Here is an 18,110-nt window from a genome sequence, read left to right as displayed (position 1 = left end):
CAATGGCGGTTAAGCAAACGAATAATCCTAAGGTGGATCTTGTTTATCGGAAGAGAAAAAGTGCAGAGGAAATGAAGCACCAAGTTGTTACATTTTCACTAATGATTTTTTTAACATTAGTTGCATTTGCAGCGGTGGCATATCCGAAAACATTTAGCCCGATTTTTTCGGTTCCATTTATATTATTGTTAGCAGTCATTCAAGTTATATTTCAGTTATATTATTTCATGCATATGAGTCATAAAGGGCATGAAGCGGCGAGTTTCTTCTTGTACTCTGGATTGTTAATTGGTTTATTAACAATATTAGCCTTTATGACAATTGTGTGGATTTAAACAGTGATAGTAGGGGGCTCTGATATATCAAAGCCCTCTTTTTATATGAAATATAAGAATTTTGAAAAGGTAGGTGTGGAAATGGAAAACTTATGGGTATTTGGTTTTCAAGCTTTATGGAGTCCAATTTTTTTATTATTTATGATCTCGATTCTTATTAGTTATTTTTTAATTATTGGACCGTATAGAACGCGATTTGAAAATGCGACGAAGGTAAGTAAGAAGCAAATTTTTTATTTTACGACCGGGATTGTTCTTTTGTATGTTGTAAAGGGAGGACCTATTGATTTAATTGGTCATATCATATTTAGTGCACATATGTTTGAGATGGCAGTAATGTATATTGCGGTGCCTCCGTTATTACTGCTTGGTATACCTGTTTGGTTATATCGTTATATTACTTCTTTTAAGTTCGTTCAAATTGTGATAAAGTTTTTTGCTAAGCCGCTTATTGCGTTGTTTGTATTTAATGGCCTGTTTTCCTTTTATCATTTGCCAATTGTTTTTGATGCAGTAAAACAAAGTCAAATAGCGCATCCTATTTGCCTTGCTATATTGTTTTTTGCAGCAATGATGATGTGGTGGCCGATGTTAAATCCACTGCCAGAATATCAAACTTTAAGTGATATTAAGAAGCTTGGTTACATGTTTGCTAATGGTATTTTATTAACGCCAGCTTGTGCGTTAATAATTTTTGCGACTGCACCATTATTTGCAACATATACAGATCCGGCCGCTTGGATGAAGGCAATGGAACTCTGTGTACCGGCGGGTACTTTATCAGATTTAAATATAACTGGACCAGAATTTTTACATTGGATGCCGGTAGTACAAGACCAGCAAACAGGTGGTATTATTATGAAAATTGTCCAGGAAATAGTGTACGGTACGATTATCGGTTATGTGTTCTTTAAATGGGCACGTAGAGAGCGTGAAAAGGATAAAGAGCAGCTACAAGAGTTACCTCCTTATTTACAGACGAAATAAAAACTAGCGCATCGTGTTAATGCGCTAGTTTTTTTGTTATTCAATAATTTGAAATTCTTTTAACTCTTTTTCAATATTTTGTAGGAGTTGTTCGCTTTTTTGAAGTACATTCGTTGGAAAAATCTCATCATCTCCATATTCAACGCCATGAGGATAATAATGTTTTCCTAATAAGGGTGGCAATAGTTTTACTTGAGCGTGTCTGCCGCCGATGTCACCTTCAACAGCAAATCCTTGTACACGTAAATAATAAATATCCTTTAATATTTCAAATTTATAATCATATGTAACGCGTTCGTAATCCCATTGTCCGGCAAGTACAAAATGATTGTTTTCCATAATCTCAGTTAAAAGAGTTAGATCAACGACTGCATCATTAAAGTTTGTATTTGTAAATTGCATAGAATACCTCCTTATTTTAATGTTAGTTCATTATTTTTATAATAGTACGAATAATAAGAAAGTGCAATTCGTATTGCGAGAAAAGGGATAATCCAGACTTTTTTCGTGAAAATATGATATAGTGAAAAGAGTACGGTACACACAAAAAAAGGAAATAAAAGGGTTTGTGTATATCTCGATTTTATGCTTTGTTCAGGAGGTATATCGTTTGAAGAAATTATTGCGTATCGTAATGATTACATTTTTAATTTTAGCTGTTGATTTATACGGGAAGTTACTCGTGTCACAATATATATTAACCCCATCTCACTCTAAGCAAGAAAATAAAATTGTGAAAAAGAAGAAGCAAGTAAATGAAGAATCCACGGACACTGTTTTAAATATGATTGGCGGGGACTCTGAGAATTTATTAGCGAAGTGGGGCGAACCATCTCGAATAGAGCCGTCTGCTTATGGATATGAATGGTGGGTGTATAATCAAGATTTAGCTCAGTATGTTCAATTTGGAGTTGCTGAACGTAAAGTTGTAACGGCGTATGTTGCTGGTGAGCAAGTTAAGGTGGCTCCCTATTATATAAATGAAAAGTATGAAGAGGTATATAAAAAGAATCCACTTTCACATGAGATTTCATTAAAAAGAGGAAAGAATAGTTATCAATTTGAGTTATCTGATACGGAAGTAATGGAACAACCGCTAGTACCTGTAGAAGATGGGTGGGCACAATTATACTTTGATCACTTTACACATGAGCTTGTTGGTCTTCGTTATATGGATGATGAAACGTTATTACGACAAAGACCATATCAACTTGTTTATTCAGGTGAATTAATAGCGGAACAGCCGCTGACGCCAGAAAAAATGAAGCAAGTAGAAAATGGAAATATGCAACAAATTCTCGATTTAACAAATATTATTCGGAGTCGTCATCAATTACCGTTGTTAACATTGGATCAACAAACTGCAGATGTTGCATTTGGCCATAGTAAAGATATGAAGGATAATAATTATTTTTCACACGATTCACCTACTTTTGGTACGTTAGGAGATCGCTTGCAACGTGGGCAAGTGGCTTTTCAACTTGCTGGTGAGAATATAGCGGCGCAACATAGTGATGGAATTGCGGCGGTACAGGGTTGGTTAAATAGTGAGGGGCATAGAAAGAATTTATTAAACGAACAATTTACTGGATTAGGTGTTGGAGTATATGATAAATTTTATACTCAAAACTTTATCCGAAAATAAAATGAAACTTTAATCAGTCGGGGCATCCTTCATTGATTATTAGTCTTCACCAATCGGGCTTTAATTGTCCACAAATAGGAAGATAAAAAGGTGCATGAATCGTCTAAAAATAGGCGAACCATGTGCCTTTTTTTTCTTACAATATAGTAGATATACATGAAGAGGTGAGGATTATGCCAACAACAAAAGGGCCGTTACATCCATCGGTTCAACAGTTTAAAGAGTTTGTAAACCATCACCCTAAAATGGTTCATGAGGTTAGAGGTGGTCAAAAAACTTGGCAGCAATTTTATGAAGAATGGTACTTACTTGGTGAAGAAGATCAAATATGGACAGCATATAGACCTGATGGAGCACCTGCTTTTTCTTCGGTAAAAGAAAATAAAGAAAAAAAAGAAAATCGAACAGAAGAGGAAAAAACTGCGGATGTGATGGGGCAAATGCTTTCTTTCTTTAAAAAGCTAGACGTAGAACAAATGCAACATCATTTAGCAAATGTAACGAGTGCGATTGGTAGCGTGCAACAAGTTATTCAACAATTTCAAGGAAACCGTGCGCAGCAAGAACAAAGTACTTCTGAAAATAATCCTTTTTTCTTTCAAAAGGATTAGGGGGAAAGAGAATGAGAGCAGAGCTTATGGAGTTTATAAAAGCTGATGAGGATTTAGCTCGCTATATTCGGGAACAGCCATACTGGTACCGGAAATTGACGCGTAACCCAGAAGAAAAAGAAGCTTTTGAGTTAGCTGCCATGCAGCATTTCAAAAAAACGATACCAGATAAAGTGGAAAAATTTCAAAATCAATTGGCCGTTGCTTCAATTATGATTGATATGTTCCAGTATATGAAGCAGCAAAATACGACGTAATTGGAAGGGAAAACTATGTCCGTTATGCAAAACTTTTGTTACAATAGAATCGGATTATTTAAAAAAGGAGTTGCAGCATGACGGAAATTTGTTTAGTACGACATGGACAAACTGATTGGAACTTTCAAGAGATTATTCAAGGGCGCGAAGATATTCCACTCAATGAAGTTGGGAAGAAGCAAGCGAGTCAAAGTGCAGCTGCCTTGCAAGCGGAATCGTGGGATATAATTATAAGTAGCCCGTTAATTAGAGCGCAAGAAACAGCTAAGGAAATTGCTGGGGCTATTGGATTACCATCTATTTTATTAGATGAGCGATTTATGGAACGTAATTTTGGGGAAGCTTCTGGGAAACCAGTTGCGGCCGTTAGAGAGTTAATTACAGAAGGTAATGTAGAAGGAATGGAGCAGGATGAAGAAATCGTAGAGCGCTGTTTTACGGCTTTACAACAGGTTGCAGCAGCACATGGAGATAAACGTATTATCATTGTTGCGCATTCACATGCAATAAAAGCTATTTTACACGCAATTGCACCAAATGAAATTACATTTAAAACGCCGTTAAAAAACGCATGTATTAGCTACGTGAAAGAGGATAGCGGGAAATGGGATGTTCTTAAATATAATATTGCGGAGCATATTAGTGTATAAGAGTGCAAGGAGATTGTATGAAAAGTAATTAGAATCATATCTTTCTTTTAGGTGAGACACTTCAATTAGTAGTTCTGTTCCAAATGTGTTATGATGGATACTCGGAGGTGTCTCTCATGATTGTAGCGACGCTGGAAAGCGTATTGATTTTAGATAAGGCAGAGCAGCTTGCAAAAGCGATCATCTGTTCAGATATAGCAGAAGATTACCGTAAGTATTATAAGGATTTACAAGAAGATATAGAAGTCCAGACGCTAATTCAGCAATTTACAGCGATGAAAGAGCGATACGAAGAAGTGCAACGTTTTGGTAAATATCATCCTGATTATACTTTCGTTTCGACGAAAATGAGGGAATTAAAGCGTTCTGTAGATATGCATGATAAGGTTGCAACCTTTAAAAGAGCAGAAACAGCTTTACAGAAGTTATTAGATGAAGTTAGTGTAGCAATTGGTTCTGAGGTGTCTTCTTCCGTTAAAGTTCCAACAGGAAATCCGTTTTTTGATGCGGGTGGCTGTGGCGGTGGTTGTGGTACCGGAGGCGGTTGTGGTTGTAAAAAAACGGGGTAATTTACCCCGTTTTTTAGAATATAGAAGAAAACGTATACAGAGTTTGTTCTTTAATGTCATAAATTTATGATTGGTTTTCATAAAATATAAGAATATAAGTTTTTAAAAGGAGAAGATGGAGAAGATTATGTTCGGGCAACGACAAAGTATGATTGTTTATTTACATTCATTGAAACATGCCAAGATTTTAAGGAAATATGGTAACATTCATTACATATCAAAACGTTTGAAATATGCCGTTGTATATTGTGATATGGAACAAATTGAGCATATGATGCAAAAATTGAATAAACTTCCTTTTGTAAAAAAAGTAGAACAGTCGTATCGCCCATTTTTAAAAACGGAATTCGAAAATTCGCGTCCTGATCGGGCAAAAGAATACGATTATAGCTAAGTAAAAAAATCCCCTGCTAAATTTAGCGGGGGATTTTTTTACTTGAAATAACGTGTTATTTCATTGGAGGAATGAAATTGTTCATTCGTAAAATACCAATTAGATGATTAAAAAATAGTTCTTTTTCAGGGAAAGTTGTTGATGGTTTTACAGTAAAGGGAGTAACTTTTTTCCCTATTTGTTCCGCCATTTCTTCAAATAAAACGACACGTTTACTTTTTTTATTTTCAAGTACAGGAATGCCTTCACGACATATGTATAATGGTTGGAAATCACCAGTAGTTGTCGGTTTTAGTATTACAACAAGTGAACACACTTTTTTTTCGTTTTTTACAGTTTCGAATTGTAACATATGTGTTACACGTTCTTGGTTTGTTTTGGCAATTTCAAGTAATTCATATAAGTCAGAGTAGCCTTCTCCGAGTTCTATAAAGCGTTGAATCATATTTTTTCCTCCTCTTTCTTTTACTGTACCACCTGACTTTTTAAATGAAAAGTAGACAAATAAAAAAACCCTGCAAAGCAGGGCCCTTCTAATACTAGTATGTACTACTAGTAAGAAGGCAAAGGGAGAGGAGAAACCGGAGGAAGAACTTATGGGGAAACGTAAGTCTTCTCCGCGGTTGGCAACAACATCGAAAATGATGTTGTTATATTTATTTATGTCCAATCTAAAATGAAGATATACATAATGAAATTAAAATTTATGTTAGGCTTTTTATTTTTCTTTTTTTTATTTTATGATAGGATAAAAAAGGTAAAGTGGAACTGATGTACATAGAGGGTTGTTGCTTGCAAATAGTGAAATGGATATGAAAGAAATAGCGAGCGATTATTTTAACTGAGGTTTTCAATTAGTTAAATAACAGATTAATGAAAAAATGTATGAAATAGTATGAATCGGTAGCGGTTACCGAATTGAAATGAATTTGCTGTAATCGCTCTATAGATTGAAATAAAGGTAGTGACAACAGATGAGAGTAGTTTCAGGAAAATGTAAAGGGCACCCACTTAAAGCGGTACCTGGTAATACAACACGTCCAACGACAGATAAAGTGAAAGAATCTATTTTTAATATGATAGGTCCTTATTATGATGGTGGTATCGCTCTTGATTTATTTGGTGGTAGCGGTGGTCTTGGAATTGAGGCCATAAGTAGAGGGATTGATAAAGCGATTTTTGTTGACCGAGATAGTAAAGCGATAAAAGTCATTCATCAAAATTTAGAAAGCTGTAGACTACAAGAACAAGCTGAAGTGTACCGAAATGATGCAGAGCGTGCGGTAAAGGCGCTTATAAAGCGTGAAATATCATTCGATCTTATACTAATAGACCCTCCATATAAAGCTCAAAAAATTGTGTCTTTAGTTAGTGTAATGGATCAACATGGATTGTTAAATAAAGATGGCATCATTATGGCAGAGCATGGGGATGACGTGGTTTTACCTGATTCTATAGGAGAACTTGTAAAAGTACGGGCAGAAAACTACGGGATTACAGCAATTTCGATTTATAAGTATGAAGGTGAGGGGACAGAATGACAAGTATAGCTATTTCTTCAGGGAGTTTTGATCCAATTACCCTTGGACATTTGGATATTATTAAAAGGGGAGCAAAAGTATTTGATGAAGTATATGTAGTTGTTTTAAACAATTCATCAAAAAAACCATTCTTTTCGGTAGAAGAACGCCTAGAGTTAATTCGAGAGGCGACAAAGGATATTCCGAATGTAAAAGTTGATTCACATAGTGGATTATTGGTGGAATATGCAAAAATGCGTAATGCAAATGCAATATTACGTGGTTTGCGAGCAGTTTCTGATTTTGAATATGAGATGCAAATTACTTCAATGAATCGAAAATTAGACGAAAATATCGAAACTTTCTTCATTATGACAAATAATCAATATTCATTTTTAAGTTCAAGTATTGTGAAAGAAGTTGCGAGATATGGTGGGAGTGTAGTAGACCTTGTTCCTCCGATTGTAGAGCGTGCTTTAAAAGACAAGTTTAAAACCCCGTTAAAGTGAACGGGGTTTTTCTTTATGAATACGTAAAAACAATAAGATGACATACAAATATAAACAAAATAAGGTGAAGATTGGTCCGTAGTGTATAAATGATGTCCAAATATCAGTTAGTGTATAAGAATGATTCAATAAAAATACGGGAAGATCTTCTTGCGTAGGCGAGAAAGAATGAACTTTTTCATAAAATGGTCCCCAAAATATAAAAGTGAAAATAGGAGCGAGAATACTTTGGATAATTCGAGCTAAAAAATATGGTTTAAAGCGGATATCTGTCTCCGCTAATATGCTTGCTACTTGTGCCTGAATAGAAAGACCGCTAAATGCTAAAATGAAGCTTGTTACCATCGCTTGTTGAAGAAGTGTTGATTCATTAATTTGACTAATCATTTGGCTTCCAAGCGTCATTTCAAAAATACCGGATAATATCGGAATACTAAATTGGGATGTAAGTTGGAAGAATGATAAAATATGTTGCATAATAAAAGAAAGCGCTTCTGTAATTTTGAAAACAGTAATCATTTTATTTAAAACAGAGAATAAAATAATAAACCCACCAATCATGAGCAATGTTTGAATAGAAGAAACGATAGCGTCACCGAGTAGTTTTCCGATTGGTCTTTTTTCTTGCATACGTGTTTGGTGGAGGATGGAAAAAGGGTTTTGAAAGGCACGCTTTTGATTCGTATGTTTGTCTTTTATGTAAGTATCGTTATTACCATAAAAGCGCATAAGTAATCCGACGATAAAGTTACTTATATAATGTGCTGCTGCTAATACGAGTCCTAATTTCGGATTATTGAAAAAACCAATAGAAACCGCTCCGAAAATAAAAAGTGGATTAGAAGAATTTGTGAAAGATACGAGTCGTTCCGCTTCAATTTGTGTTAGTTGATTGCTCTTGCGTAGTCTAGCGCTTAATTTGGCGCCAGCGGGGAATCCTGAAGCCATTCCCATTGCCCAAACAAATCCGCCTACCCCTGGAACACGAAACAGTGGACGCATTAGTGGTTCTAATATAACACCGATAAATTTTACAATACCAATACTGATTAGAAGTTCCGCAATGATGAAAAACGGTAGTAGTGAAGGGAATACAACTTCCCACCATATATTTAACCCGCGAATTGAAGCTTGCAAAGCATCTTGGGGGTGAAGTACAAGAGAAAAGGTTAAAAACAACATTGATATGGTAAGAAAAGCAGTTTTCCATTTTTCGTACATGTAAGAAAATCCCCCTTTGTCCCAAAAACGTTCATTTCAGTATACGTGGATATGTGGTGAATTTAGACCATAAGTATGAAAAAGGAATGAAAAAAATTAAAGGGTGAGAAAAATGAAGGAACCAAAAATCGGTTTAGCGCTTGGATCCGGAGGTGCAAAAGGTTTTGCTCACATAGGGGTAATAAAAGTGTTGAGGGAAGCTGGCATCCCTATTCACATGATAGCAGGTAGTAGTATAGGGGCATTAATTGGTACATTTTATGCAGCGAGTTGTAACGTTGAAAGACTGTATAAATTGGCAGCTGTTTTCAAAAGGAAATATTATTTGGATTTTACAGTTCCTAAAATGGGATTTATTGCTGGAAAACGTATTAAAGATATGATTAAAATGTTTACATATAATAAAAATTTAGAAGAGTTAGATATCCCGACAGCTGTTGTGGCTACTGACATTTTGAAGGGGGAGAAAGTTGTTTTTACAAGTGGTCCGATTGCGGAGGCGGTTCGAGCTAGTATATCTGTACCAGGGGTGTTTGTTCCAGAAAAAATAGATGGTCGCTTATTAGTGGATGGAGGGGTAATTGACCGTATTCCCGTATCGGTTGTAAAAGATTTAGGTGCTGATATTGTTATTGCTGTTGATGTATCTCCAATTAAGGTGAATGGAGAGGTTACATCGATTTATGATGTAATTATGCAAAGTATTGAAATTATGCAACATGAACTTGTGATGAATCGGCAAATAGCATCAGATTTAATGATGCGGCCAGCAGTGGAACAATTTAGTTCGCGTGCTTTTACACATATTGAAGACATTATTAGGGTCGGAGAAGTGGAAGCGGAAAAACATATTTCAAACATTTATTTACTAATTGAGCAGTGGAAGGAGAAACATAATGTTTAAGCGTTTTCGGTTTATATATGCAATTTTAATAGGGGTTATATTGGCGATGCTACTTGTTTATGTGCGCTTGCCGTATTATGTGACAAAACCAGGTATGGCCGCGAAATTAGCGCCGTACGTGCAAGTTGACGGTGGAACTAAAGAGTCTGGTGATTTCATGCTTGTCACTGTCTCAATGGGACCTGCTAATGTGGTGAACTTAATAGCCGCGCAATTTAATAAATATACACACGTTTCGAAGGCGGAAGAAATATTGCAAAAAGGCGAGAGTGATGAAGAATATCAATTTCGCCAAAATTATGCAATGAAAGATTCGCAAAATGCAGCAATCTATAATGCTTATAAACGTGCAAATCGCTCTGTTTCTTTTGAAAATAAAGGTGTACTAGTTGCTGGTGTAGCAAAGGGTATGCCGTCAGAGGGAAAGCTTAAGCTGGGAGATGTTATTATAGCTGTCGATGGAAAAATATTCGACAAGACGGAACAATTTATTGAGTATATGACAGGGAAAAAAGAAGGGGACACAGTAAATATTGAATACAAGCGGGGCGGAAAACAGTTTAAAGAAAATTTAAATGTAAAGACGATCCCTAATGGGAATGGACGCGTCGGTATAGGGGTCTCTATCGTTACGGAAAGAGAGTTAGTAGTAGATCCGAAAGTGAAAATTGATTCCCATGAAATAGGCGGTCCATCAGCGGGGTTAATGTTTACACTAGAAATTTATAATCAGCTCGTTGAAGAAGATTTAACAAACGGACATGAAATAGCTGGAACAGGTACAATCAATGATAAAGGAGAAATTGGTCCAATTGGTGGTATTCAGCAAAAAGTAGTAGCTGCTAGTGATGCGGGAGCTGAAGTGTTTTTTGCGCCAAATGAAAAAGGTGTAGAGAAATCGAATTATAAAGATGCTCTTGAAGCTGCGAAAGATATTAAAACGAAGATGAAAATTGTACCGGTGGACACACTGGATGATGCATTAACGTATTTGGAAAAAATGGGTAAAACAAAGTAAACCTCTCTGAAGAAGAGAGGTTTTTCTTATAGGAATTTTTTCGTTATTTCATCATAACGAATTGGATGATGCGTTGCGTCTTGTTTTAGCAGTTGTGTCCGCAAAGGTTCTTGCATTATGGAGAAATATACAGCATTTGATTTTCGTTCTATGTCTAAAGTTGGATGTTCGAATGTTTTTGTATGAGTAAGGATTGGGAGTTCTATTTTTTTCTTATTTCTAGAAAGATAAGTTTGTCCTTTTTGTGACATTCCGAGAAGACGGATATACGGCGCATGTTGCTCTATATTTGCTTTGTGTATTTCTTCCTTCGTTGTATTTGTTAAAATATGTGTACAAGCTCTTTGCAATCTAGTCCATGTATAACGTTTTGTTTTTAATGCTTCCATGAATGAATAGAAAGATGAACTGTTTTGTATTTTTGATAAAATACGATGCTCTAAACCTTCTTCCATTTCATATATATGTTGTAAGTCCTCTGAAGACATCGTCATAAGTTTGTATTTAAAAAATGAAAAGTATTTTTCCCAGTTATGTAACGTCCCGTAGTTTTGCTTGTAGTTTTCTAAAAGAGAAGCAGTCATTTTCGGGATAAAAGGCTCAATAGTTGTGGAGGAACTGTTTTCATTAAATAGCTGTTTGCGAATACTTGTTGCACTTGCAATATGTTGATCGTGAAATGTTTCATCATGATAATGAGAGGCGAATCTTTTTATAGTTTGTGCTTGCATCGAACTGTTTTGTAAGAGAATTGCTTTAATGTACTGTAAGCCTAAAATGTTATTTGGTTGTGACATATCTACGTTTTTTTCGGGTGGTAAGATATGTAGAAAGGCTTCAGATGTAGCTTTTGCATAACTATTACCTGCATTCATAAATTGCTTCACAAGACGATTAAAAGTCTCTTCTTCATTTTTTTGTATAGCGATGGTATTGTAGAAATTTTCAGCTTGTCCATCTTCACTACCGAAACAAATTTCAGAAACACCAAGGGCGTTTAAAATCGAAATTGCGCCATTTGCGAAAGTTTCGGCCTTTTGTGTTGCGAATGCATATGGAAGCTCTACAACGAGGTCTACGCCGTTTGTTAAGGCCATTTTGGTACGATACCATTTGGAGATGAGTGCGGGCTCACCACGCTGCAAAAAAGGACCACTCATAACGGCGATAATAATATCAGACTGTGTTAACTTTTTTGTTTGTTGCACATGATAAGCATGACCGTTATGAAAAGGGTTATATTCAACAACAATACCACTGGATTTTATGGTAATCTCTCCTTTCGATGTAGCATCTTTTTGGAAAACGTGATAGTCTATATATTATTTCCTATGATGACTTCATTATAGTGTAAAGAAAAAACATTGACAAATATAAAATGGCTAGCTATAATTTTGTTTGTTGCCTTGAGGTGATATGATATGAAATGGTCCATCCATCAATTGAATAAATTGAGAAATAAAGGATTGACATTAAATGAAATGGTAGATGTAAGTGAGCTAAAAGAGGTCGAGAAAGATATTCGTGAAATTAATCCTGCTCATGTAACAGGAAGAGTTGATTTTGGCTCCGGTAAGTTTACGTTTCATCTACATATAACTGGAAGCATGGTTTTACCATGTTCTCGCTCTTTAGTAGATGTGACATTACCATTTGACATTAAAACAACTGAGGTGTTCCAAACTTCGGAAGAAGAATTTGAAACAGAAGCTGAAATTCATTGTTTAGAAGGAGAAGTACTTGACTTACTGCCCGTAATCAAGGAAAATATACTTTTGGAGATTCCAATGCAAATTTTCAGTGATGATGTTTCTGGTGGAGCACCGATGCAAGGTCAAGACTGGCAAGTGATTTCGGAAGAAAACAAAGAAAAGACTGTTGATCCACGATTAGCAGGACTTGCAAAGTTTTTTGACAAATAATCGGAAGACTGGTTTAGGCCTTCATATGAAAATAACTATTTCTTTTAAGGAGGTGGGAAGAATGGCTGTACCTTTTAGAAGAACTTCTAAAACAGTAAAAAGAAAGCGTCGTACGCATTTCAAATTATCAGTACCTGGTATGGTAGAGTGCCCAAGCTGTGGTGAAGCGAAATTAGCTCACCGTGTATGTAAAGCATGCGGTACTTACAAAGGTAAAGAAGTAATCAGCAAGTAATTGCGGGAAAATAAACGTAGAAGATATCTTCTACGTTTATTTTTTTTGTCTTATTCTTTATTTGTTGTATTCTATCTTTTCTAGTAACTGCATATGCTTAATAAAAAATGCATAGGGAGGACTAGAGAGATGGCGACAACAAGACAAGATGCTTGGACTGATGATGAAGATTTGCTTCTGGCAGAAGTAGTACTCCGGCATATTCAAGAAGGTGGAACGCAACTTTCTGCCTTTAAAGAAGTGGGGAGACATTTGTCTCGCACACCAGCAGCATGTGGATTTAGATGGAATTCTTATGTTAGAAAGCAATACAAAGAACGTATTGAAGAAGCAAAGCAACTTCGTAAAGTAGAAAATTATGAAGTGAAAGAGACAAAGGTATTAGAGCCTACATCAATTACATTGAATGATGTTATTGAATTCTTGCGAAATTATAAAGATGAAAGCTCTTTAATGGTGTTGCAACAACGAATTGAATCGTTACAAACAGAGAAAGAACGTCTTCTGGAGCGATTATCAGTATATGAGGAAGAATATAGAACATTACTTGATTATATCGATCAAAAAAGAAGTGTAATGGTAGCGGAAAGAAATGGCGCTCGCTCGAATGGAGAATTAGAAAAATTAAAGAAATAAAAACAGCTGCGTAACAGCTGTTTTTTTTGTTTCTTATGCAGATTCTTCGTTTGTAATCGCATTCGAATTTGTTTCTGGATGCCAAATATAAAAATCACCATCAGTTACTGATACTGGCTGGAAACTTAATTTATCCCAAAAACCAGATGACTGGATACGTGCTATCGTTTTAATTGGGAATTGTAGTTGTTTCGCATAATTAACAAGCATTTGTCCGAATCCTTGTTTTTGAAAAGTCGGCAATACTTCAAGTTTATAAAGTTCTAGGTAAGTACCTGTAATTTCAAATGGTTCTCCACCGTTCCTTTTCATATATAGACTCATACGTGCGATTAGCGATCCACCATAATAAATACCGTAAAATGGAGACTCACTATCATTTTCAATAATGTTTGCTTGTAATTCTTCCAACATGGATAGTTCTTGAGCTCCGCACCCTTTAAACTTTTTAAATTCATCTAATGTTTTATAATTGATGAGCAAGCGTTCAACTTTTGGGAATCCCATTACATCACGTCCTTTTCTTATCTTGTTGAATGCAGAAAAGTTAAAATATTTATAATAATATTATAACTCATTTTTAAATTTTTATGAAGAAGATAGAGTATTTCTTTCATTATTTTTTTGAGGATTTGCTAAACTAAGAATAGAACTATGTATTTAGGTAGTATATACGTAGTGAAAGAAGAGGTTGCATTTGTTAAAAGATAATTGAATCCTCAACTATGTAATTGTAATTTAATAAGATATAAAGGGGGAAAGGCAAGGGAACTTATATCACTTGTTAATATGAGTTCTTTGTGTGAAGATGAAAATTGGAATTGTTGGACCGGGAGCTATTGGTCTCCTATATACATTTTATTTACAAAAAAGTAATCAAGATGTTACGTTGTTTACAAGAAACGATAAGCAAGCAGAAGAATTAAACTTAACGGGTGTAACTTGTATTAGGAATGGAGAACGTGAAACGGTATTTCCATCTATTTTACCGATAGAAAGTATGCTGGATAAACAGTTAGATTATACATTTATTGCTGTAAAACAATATCATGTAACTGATATATTACCTTTTGTGCAGGGAGAATCGTCATTAATCTTTTTGCAAAATGGAATGTCACATCTTCACGTTATGCAAAAAATAGGAAATGAACGTATAGCAGTCGGGATTGTGGAGCATGGTGCAAAAAAAGAGGATGGACATACAGTTCGTCATACTGGAATAGGTGTTACAAAGTTTGGTGTAGTGCGTGGTCAATCTAGTTGTTTTAAAAAGGTATTTAATTGTTTTCCTTTTGATTATTTTCCGATTCAGATAGAAGATGATTGGAAGGGGATTATGCGTAATAAATTAGTAGTCAATGTATGTATTAATCCGTTGACGGCATTATTGCGGGTTGAGAACGGGGAGTTAATTTCAAACCCGCTTTTTTATCAAATGATGGAGCAAGTATTTCAGGAAGTTGCATTTCTTGTTAAAGAAGAAGATAAGGAAATGCTATGGAAAATGGTATGCCAAGTATGTGAAAAAACATCCCGTAATACTTCATCTATGTTAGCGGACGTAAGAGCGAATAGACAAACGGAAGTTAATGCGATTGTTGGATATGTATTAGAAGAAGCTAAGGAACAACAACAATCTGTTCCGACACTTCGATTTTTGTTCAATGCAATAAAAGGAATGGAATTATAAGTGTTTTTCTTTGCTTTTACGTGAAACATTGAATACAATGTGGGTTGGTGAGAGAACAGGATACGAAAGGAAGAATTATATGGAGATAAAAGAAATCTCTGTTCCACTACAAGGTGTTGTAGCGGACTATATGAACGGTAAAAAAGAGATACAGTCATGTTTTGATTATCTGTTAACAGAGGATGCTTTTAAACAGCGTTTACATGATTTACGTGAGAGAGAGTTTTTCCGTCAAGATTTAGTAACGCATTTATTAGAATATAATACACAATTGCAAGCGGGAGAATTTACAATTCAAAATATAAAAGCGCTTGAAGATGAAAATACATATGTAGTTATAGCTGGACAACAAGCTGGGTTATTAACTGGTCCGCTTTATACAGTTCATAAGATCATTTCAATTTTACAGCTTGCAAAAGAAAAAGAAGAGAGCTTAGGGGTTCGGGTTGTTCCTGTCTTTTGGATTGCTGGTGAAGACCATGATATGGATGAAATTAATCATACATTTGTAACGAAAAATAAAAAAATAAAAAAGACCATTTTTCATGATCGTTATCCGAAAAAGGCGAGTGCTTCTGAGTCTGAGTTTTCTATTGAAGACTGTAGAAAATGGGTCGAAGAGATTTTTAAAACATATCCGGAAACGAATTTTACAAAGGATGTATTACAATTTGTTGATGATGCTTTAGGTAAATCGCATACATATGTAGATTTCTTTGCGCACCTTATTACGAAAATGTTCGCAAATTCTGGTTTAATTCTTGTAGATTCACATCATCCTGCATTAAGAAAATTAGAAGTGCCGTTTTTACAACAAATTATAAGTAAATATAAAGAAATTCAAGTAGGGCTTCGTAATCAACAGGAAGTACTTAAGGAATTAGGATTTAAACCGATTATTGAAACGAAGACAAATGCAGTGCATATATTTATGGAAATTGATAATGAGCGAGTATTGCTTGAAGAGAATCAAGGGAAGTTTATTGGAAAAGATGGAGTGCATTCATTTTCGTATGAAGAATTGATGGAAGAGATGGAAAGAAGTCCAGAACGTTTTAGTAATAATGTTGTAACGCGCCCTCTTATGCAAGAATATGTGTTTCCTACGTTAGCGTTTATTGGCGGTCCAGGGGAGTTAGCTTATTGGAGTGAATTGCAACAAGTGTTTCATACGGCAGGTTTCCAAATGCCACCTGTTGTTCCACGGCTTACAATTACTTATATGGAGCGAGATATAGCGACAGATTTATATGATTTAGATTTGCAAGAAATTGATCCATTTCTAAATAATATAGATAATCTGCGTGACAATTGGCTTTCTAATCAAATGGAGGAACCGATAGACGAGCGATTTATAGAAGCGAAAAAAGAAATAATGGATATTCATACATCATTACAACAATTCGTGAAAAAAATAGATCCAGGGTTAAATGAGTTTGCGGGGAAAAATGAACTGAAAATTAATGAGCAAATTGAACTGTTAGAAAAAATGTTGAAAAGAAATGTTGAGAAGAAACATGAGGTTCAACTGAATAAATTCCGCCGTTTACAATTCGCGCTTCGTCCATTAGGAGCACCGCAAGAACGTGTGTGGAATGTGTGTTATTATTTAAATCAGTTCGGCCTTGATTTTGTTGACCGGGTAATGGAACAATCTTTTTCGTGGGATGGAAAACATCATGTAATAAAACTATAGAATCTTGCTCTTTTGAGCAGGATTTTATTTTTATTCTGTTGAATTAACTGTGAAGTGAAATATTTCTGAATTATCAATCTTATGTTAATGTAATGAATCGCTATGTATCAGGTATATATATATGACAAAATAGCACAAAATGTAAACGGATTAATATCTTTTTCGACAGGTTTTTGTTTAAATTCCCGCAAAAAATGATAAAATTTAGTATATAATAAAATAAAATAGCGATTTGTATAGCGTACTACCTTGTTGGAAGTTAAATGAGTCGTTCTTTAGTAGCATTTCATCCTCTAGTAGTAAATTGTGTTTGTAGAGTGAGAAATGTATTTAACATAATTAATTGGAAAAAGAGTAGGTGCAGCAATGTTCAAACACGTAACAGTACTTTTGAAAGAAACAGTAGATGGCTTAGATATAAAACCGAGTGGTACATATGTAGATTGTACACTGGGTGGAGGAGGACATAGTTCTTATTTATTATCTCAGCTAACAGATGGTGGAAAGTTAATAGCATTTGATCAAGATGAAATAGCGATTCAAAATGCGAAGGAAAAATTTTCTTCTTATGGTGAACAATTTGTAACAGTGAAGAGCAACTTCCGTTATTTATCTGAAAAACTACATGAATTAGGTATCACAGAAGTAGACGGGATTTTATTCGATTTAGGTGTTTCATCCCCACAATTAGATACACCAGAGCGTGGCTTTAGTTATCATCATGATGCACCGTTAGATATGCGGATGGATCAAGATGCCCCATTAACAGCATATGATGTTGTAAACAGCTGGTCATATGAACAACTCGTAAGAATTTTCTTCCAATACGGAGAAGAAAAATTTTCAAAGCAAATAACAAGGAAAATTGAAGCTTATCGCGAGAATAAGGCTATTGAAACGACAGGAGAATTAGTGGAATTAATTAAAGAAGGTATTCCAGCTCCGGCACGTAGAACAGGTGGACATCCTGCGAAGCGAGTATTTCAAGCGATTCGTATTGCTGTAAATGATGAATTAAAAGTATTTGAAGAAGCGTTGGAATCTGCAATTGATATGGTCAAGCCTGGTGGAAGAGTTAGTGTTATAACATTCCATTCTTTAGAAGATCGTATTTGTAAAACGACGTTTAAGCGAAATAGCACAACGCCGCAATTACCACAGGGACTACCGATTATTCCGGATGAATTTAAGCCGAAATTAAAGCTTATTACAAGGAAACCGATTTTACCTTCTGACATTGAATTAGAAGAAAATAATCGAGCGCGTTCTGCGAAGTTGAGAATCGCTGAAAAACGATAAAAAGGAGAGAGA

The 18,110-nt window shown here is 35.2% G+C and carries 23 protein-coding genes; 18 read left to right on the top strand and 5 right to left on the bottom strand.

All coding sequences use genetic code 11. The features are described 5' to 3' along the window. Positions 1 to 2: 2 nt before the first annotated feature. Both ctaF and ctaG read left to right on the top strand, forming a co-directional pair. Positions 3 to 335 carry a cytochrome c oxidase subunit IVB gene (ctaF, locus tag NSS97_RS20085; RefSeq protein ID WP_002014776.1) on the top strand — a complete coding sequence of 111 codons (333 nt, stop codon included), beginning with the start codon at positions 3 to 5 and terminating at the stop codon, positions 333 to 335. Positions 336 to 416: 81 nt separating this feature from the next. Next, positions 417 to 1,322 carry a cytochrome c oxidase assembly factor CtaG gene (gene ctaG, locus NSS97_RS20080; RefSeq protein WP_033708188.1) on the top strand — a complete coding sequence of 302 codons (906 nt, stop codon included), beginning with the start codon at positions 417 to 419 and terminating at the stop codon, positions 1,320 to 1,322. Between the two features lie 36 nt (positions 1,323 to 1,358). On the opposite strand, the gene NSS97_RS20075 is transcribed toward ctaG, so the two are convergent. Then, positions 1,359 to 1,724, bottom strand: coding sequence for a YugN family protein (locus NSS97_RS20075; RefSeq protein ID WP_002066906.1), 366 nt, complete (start codon positions 1,722 to 1,724; stop codon positions 1,359 to 1,361). Between the two features lie 208 nt (positions 1,725 to 1,932). Here NSS97_RS20075 and NSS97_RS20070 point away from each other — a divergent pair, with 208 nt between their 5' ends. From NSS97_RS20070 to NSS97_RS20045, 6 genes are all read left to right on the top strand, one after another. Continuing rightward, positions 1,933 to 2,967, top strand: a complete 1,035-nt coding sequence (locus tag NSS97_RS20070) for a CAP domain-containing protein (protein ID WP_002088298.1) — start codon at positions 1,933 to 1,935, stop codon at positions 2,965 to 2,967. Between the two features lie 173 nt (positions 2,968 to 3,140). Continuing rightward, complete coding sequence (locus NSS97_RS20065) at positions 3,141 to 3,578, top strand: spore coat protein YlbD (protein ID WP_107886409.1); 438 nt, start codon at positions 3,141 to 3,143, stop codon at positions 3,576 to 3,578. An 11-nt stretch (positions 3,579 to 3,589) separates the two neighbouring features. Next, positions 3,590 to 3,835 (top strand): YlbE-like family protein, encoded by a 246-nt coding sequence (locus NSS97_RS20060; protein ID WP_002014770.1) that lies wholly within the window; start codon positions 3,590 to 3,592, stop codon positions 3,833 to 3,835. A gap of 77 nt (positions 3,836 to 3,912) precedes the next feature. Further along, on the top strand, positions 3,913 to 4,485 hold the full coding sequence (locus tag NSS97_RS20055; protein WP_107886410.1) for a histidine phosphatase family protein: 573 nt from the start codon (positions 3,913 to 3,915) through the stop codon (positions 4,483 to 4,485). Between the two features lie 116 nt (positions 4,486 to 4,601). Beyond that, positions 4,602 to 5,054: a YlbF family regulator gene (locus tag NSS97_RS20050; RefSeq protein ID WP_002014765.1), complete on the top strand. Its 453-nt coding sequence runs from the start codon at positions 4,602 to 4,604 to the stop codon at positions 5,052 to 5,054. Positions 5,055 to 5,181: 127 nt separating this feature from the next. After that, positions 5,182 to 5,448: a YlbG family protein gene (locus NSS97_RS20045; RefSeq protein ID WP_002088292.1), complete on the top strand. Its 267-nt coding sequence runs from the start codon at positions 5,182 to 5,184 to the stop codon at positions 5,446 to 5,448. Between the two features lie 55 nt (positions 5,449 to 5,503). Here NSS97_RS20045 and NSS97_RS20040 read toward each other — a convergent pair whose 3' ends face one another. Further along, positions 5,504 to 5,893, bottom strand: coding sequence for a DUF7147 family protein (locus NSS97_RS20040; RefSeq protein WP_002014762.1), 390 nt, complete (start codon positions 5,891 to 5,893; stop codon positions 5,504 to 5,506). A gap of 529 nt (positions 5,894 to 6,422) precedes the next feature. On the opposite strand from NSS97_RS20040, the gene rsmD reads away from it, so the two are divergent. Beyond that, positions 6,423 to 6,989 carry a 16S rRNA (guanine(966)-N(2))-methyltransferase RsmD gene (rsmD, locus tag NSS97_RS20035; protein ID WP_001266992.1) on the top strand — a complete coding sequence of 189 codons (567 nt, stop codon included), beginning with the start codon at positions 6,423 to 6,425 and terminating at the stop codon, positions 6,987 to 6,989. Then, a complete protein-coding gene (gene coaD, locus NSS97_RS20030; protein ID WP_044442849.1) occupies positions 6,986 to 7,477 on the top strand; it encodes a pantetheine-phosphate adenylyltransferase in 492 nt (163 codons plus the stop codon). Before rsmD ends, coaD begins: the two co-directional genes overlap by 4 nt. Here the strand turns inward: coaD and ylbJ are convergent. Then, positions 7,469 to 8,698 carry a sporulation integral membrane protein YlbJ gene (gene ylbJ / locus NSS97_RS20025; protein WP_002033736.1) on the bottom strand — a complete coding sequence of 410 codons (1,230 nt, stop codon included), beginning with the start codon at positions 8,696 to 8,698 and terminating at the stop codon, positions 7,469 to 7,471. The genes coaD and ylbJ overlap by 9 nt on opposite strands. 112 nt (positions 8,699 to 8,810) lie before the next feature. On the opposite strand from ylbJ, the gene NSS97_RS20020 reads away from it, so the two are divergent. Together NSS97_RS20020 and NSS97_RS20015 are read left to right on the top strand one after the other, a co-directional pair. Beyond that, positions 8,811 to 9,602, top strand: a complete 792-nt coding sequence (locus tag NSS97_RS20020) for a patatin-like phospholipase family protein (protein ID WP_002088284.1) — start codon at positions 8,811 to 8,813, stop codon at positions 9,600 to 9,602. Further along, the gene (locus NSS97_RS20015; RefSeq protein WP_002088283.1) at positions 9,595 to 10,620 is read left to right on the top strand and encodes a SepM family pheromone-processing serine protease; all 1,026 of its coding nucleotides are present in this window, start codon (positions 9,595 to 9,597) and stop codon (positions 10,618 to 10,620) included. Before NSS97_RS20020 ends, NSS97_RS20015 begins: the two co-directional genes overlap by 8 nt. 26 nt (positions 10,621 to 10,646) lie before the next feature. Here the strand turns inward: NSS97_RS20015 and NSS97_RS20010 are convergent, their stop codons facing one another. Beyond that, positions 10,647 to 11,888 (bottom strand): nucleotidyltransferase, encoded by a 1,242-nt coding sequence (locus NSS97_RS20010; protein ID WP_164081469.1) that lies wholly within the window; start codon positions 11,886 to 11,888, stop codon positions 10,647 to 10,649. 153 nt (positions 11,889 to 12,041) lie between these two features. On the opposite strand from NSS97_RS20010, the gene NSS97_RS20005 reads away from it, so the two are divergent. The 3 genes from NSS97_RS20005 (at position 12,042) to NSS97_RS19995 (ending at position 13,413) form a co-directional block, all read left to right on the top strand. Next, on the top strand, positions 12,042 to 12,542 hold the full coding sequence (locus NSS97_RS20005) for a YceD family protein (RefSeq protein ID WP_002014753.1): 501 nt from the start codon (positions 12,042 to 12,044) through the stop codon (positions 12,540 to 12,542). Between the two features lie 61 nt (positions 12,543 to 12,603). After that, complete coding sequence (gene rpmF / locus NSS97_RS20000) at positions 12,604 to 12,777, top strand: 50S ribosomal protein L32 (RefSeq protein WP_001984764.1); 174 nt, start codon at positions 12,604 to 12,606, stop codon at positions 12,775 to 12,777. Positions 12,778 to 12,906: 129 nt separating this feature from the next. Next, positions 12,907 to 13,413 (top strand): RsfA family transcriptional regulator, encoded by a 507-nt coding sequence (locus NSS97_RS19995; RefSeq protein WP_341113886.1) that lies wholly within the window; start codon positions 12,907 to 12,909, stop codon positions 13,411 to 13,413. Between the two features lie 33 nt (positions 13,414 to 13,446). On the opposite strand, the gene NSS97_RS19990 is transcribed toward NSS97_RS19995, so the two are convergent. Beyond that, positions 13,447 to 13,920 (bottom strand): N-acetyltransferase, encoded by a 474-nt coding sequence (locus NSS97_RS19990; RefSeq protein ID WP_002014751.1) that lies wholly within the window; start codon positions 13,918 to 13,920, stop codon positions 13,447 to 13,449. Positions 13,921 to 14,215: 295 nt separating this feature from the next. Between NSS97_RS19990 and panE the strand changes: the two genes are divergently transcribed. The 3 genes from panE to rsmH all read left to right on the top strand — a co-directional run bounded on the left by panE (position 14,216) and on the right by rsmH (position 18,098). Further along, positions 14,216 to 15,103, top strand: coding sequence for a 2-dehydropantoate 2-reductase (gene panE / locus NSS97_RS19985; protein WP_107886411.1), 888 nt, complete (start codon positions 14,216 to 14,218; stop codon positions 15,101 to 15,103). A 79-nt stretch (positions 15,104 to 15,182) separates the two neighbouring features. Further along, a complete protein-coding gene (gene bshC / locus NSS97_RS19980; protein ID WP_341113882.1) occupies positions 15,183 to 16,799 on the top strand; it encodes a bacillithiol biosynthesis cysteine-adding enzyme BshC in 1,617 nt (538 codons plus the stop codon). A 366-nt stretch (positions 16,800 to 17,165) separates the two neighbouring features. Then, positions 17,166 to 18,098 (top strand): 16S rRNA (cytosine(1402)-N(4))-methyltransferase RsmH, encoded by a 933-nt coding sequence (gene rsmH / locus NSS97_RS19975; protein WP_002014746.1) that lies wholly within the window; start codon positions 17,166 to 17,168, stop codon positions 18,096 to 18,098. Positions 18,099 to 18,110 lie beyond the last annotated feature (12 nt).

Origin of the sequence: Bacillus sp. FSL R12-0074 (assembly GCF_038005725.1) — a bacterium.
GTDB classification, from domain to species: Bacteria; Bacillota; Bacilli; order Bacillales; family Bacillaceae_G; genus Bacillus_A; species Bacillus_A mycoides.
The sequence above is the reverse complement of the archived record's forward strand: the minus strand, read 5'-3'. Positions and strand labels throughout refer to the sequence as shown.

Bases quoted from the DNA above. Each gene is read 5' to 3' on its own strand.
- NSS97_RS19990 (WP_002014751.1), bottom strand. From the start codon at position 13,920: ATGGGATTCCCAAAAGTTGAACGCTTGCTCATCAATTATAAAACATTA.
- NSS97_RS20050 (WP_002014765.1), top strand. From the start codon at position 4,602: ATGATTGTAGCGACGCTGGAAAGCGTATTGATTTTAGATAAGGCAGAG.
- NSS97_RS20040 (WP_002014762.1), bottom strand. From the start codon at position 5,893: ATGATTCAACGCTTTATAGAACTCGGAGAAGGCTACTCTGACTTATAT.
- NSS97_RS20005 (WP_002014753.1), top strand. From the start codon at position 12,042: ATGAAATGGTCCATCCATCAATTGAATAAATTGAGAAATAAAGGATTG.
- rsmD (WP_001266992.1), top strand. From the start codon at position 6,423: ATGAGAGTAGTTTCAGGAAAATGTAAAGGGCACCCACTTAAAGCGGTA.
- ctaF (WP_002014776.1), top strand. From the start codon at position 3: ATGGCGGTTAAGCAAACGAATAATCCTAAGGTGGATCTTGTTTATCGG.
- NSS97_RS20065 (WP_107886409.1), top strand. From the start codon at position 3,141: ATGCCAACAACAAAAGGGCCGTTACATCCATCGGTTCAACAGTTTAAA.
- rpmF (WP_001984764.1), top strand. From the start codon at position 12,604: ATGGCTGTACCTTTTAGAAGAACTTCTAAAACAGTAAAAAGAAAGCGT.
- NSS97_RS19995 (WP_341113886.1), top strand. From the start codon at position 12,907: ATGGCGACAACAAGACAAGATGCTTGGACTGATGATGAAGATTTGCTT.
- NSS97_RS20020 (WP_002088284.1), top strand. From the start codon at position 8,811: ATGAAGGAACCAAAAATCGGTTTAGCGCTTGGATCCGGAGGTGCAAAA.
- ctaG (WP_033708188.1), top strand. From the start codon at position 417: ATGGAAAACTTATGGGTATTTGGTTTTCAAGCTTTATGGAGTCCAATT.
- NSS97_RS20045 (WP_002088292.1), top strand. From the start codon at position 5,182: ATGTTCGGGCAACGACAAAGTATGATTGTTTATTTACATTCATTGAAA.
- bshC (WP_341113882.1), top strand. From the start codon at position 15,183: ATGGAGATAAAAGAAATCTCTGTTCCACTACAAGGTGTTGTAGCGGAC.
- rsmH (WP_002014746.1), top strand. From the start codon at position 17,166: ATGTTCAAACACGTAACAGTACTTTTGAAAGAAACAGTAGATGGCTTA.
- NSS97_RS20075 (WP_002066906.1), bottom strand. From the start codon at position 1,724: ATGCAATTTACAAATACAAACTTTAATGATGCAGTCGTTGATCTAACT.
- NSS97_RS20015 (WP_002088283.1), top strand. From the start codon at position 9,595: ATGTTTAAGCGTTTTCGGTTTATATATGCAATTTTAATAGGGGTTATA.
- NSS97_RS20060 (WP_002014770.1), top strand. From the start codon at position 3,590: ATGAGAGCAGAGCTTATGGAGTTTATAAAAGCTGATGAGGATTTAGCT.
- coaD (WP_044442849.1), top strand. From the start codon at position 6,986: ATGACAAGTATAGCTATTTCTTCAGGGAGTTTTGATCCAATTACCCTT.
- ylbJ (WP_002033736.1), bottom strand. From the start codon at position 8,698: ATGTACGAAAAATGGAAAACTGCTTTTCTTACCATATCAATGTTGTTT.
- NSS97_RS20055 (WP_107886410.1), top strand. From the start codon at position 3,913: ATGACGGAAATTTGTTTAGTACGACATGGACAAACTGATTGGAACTTT.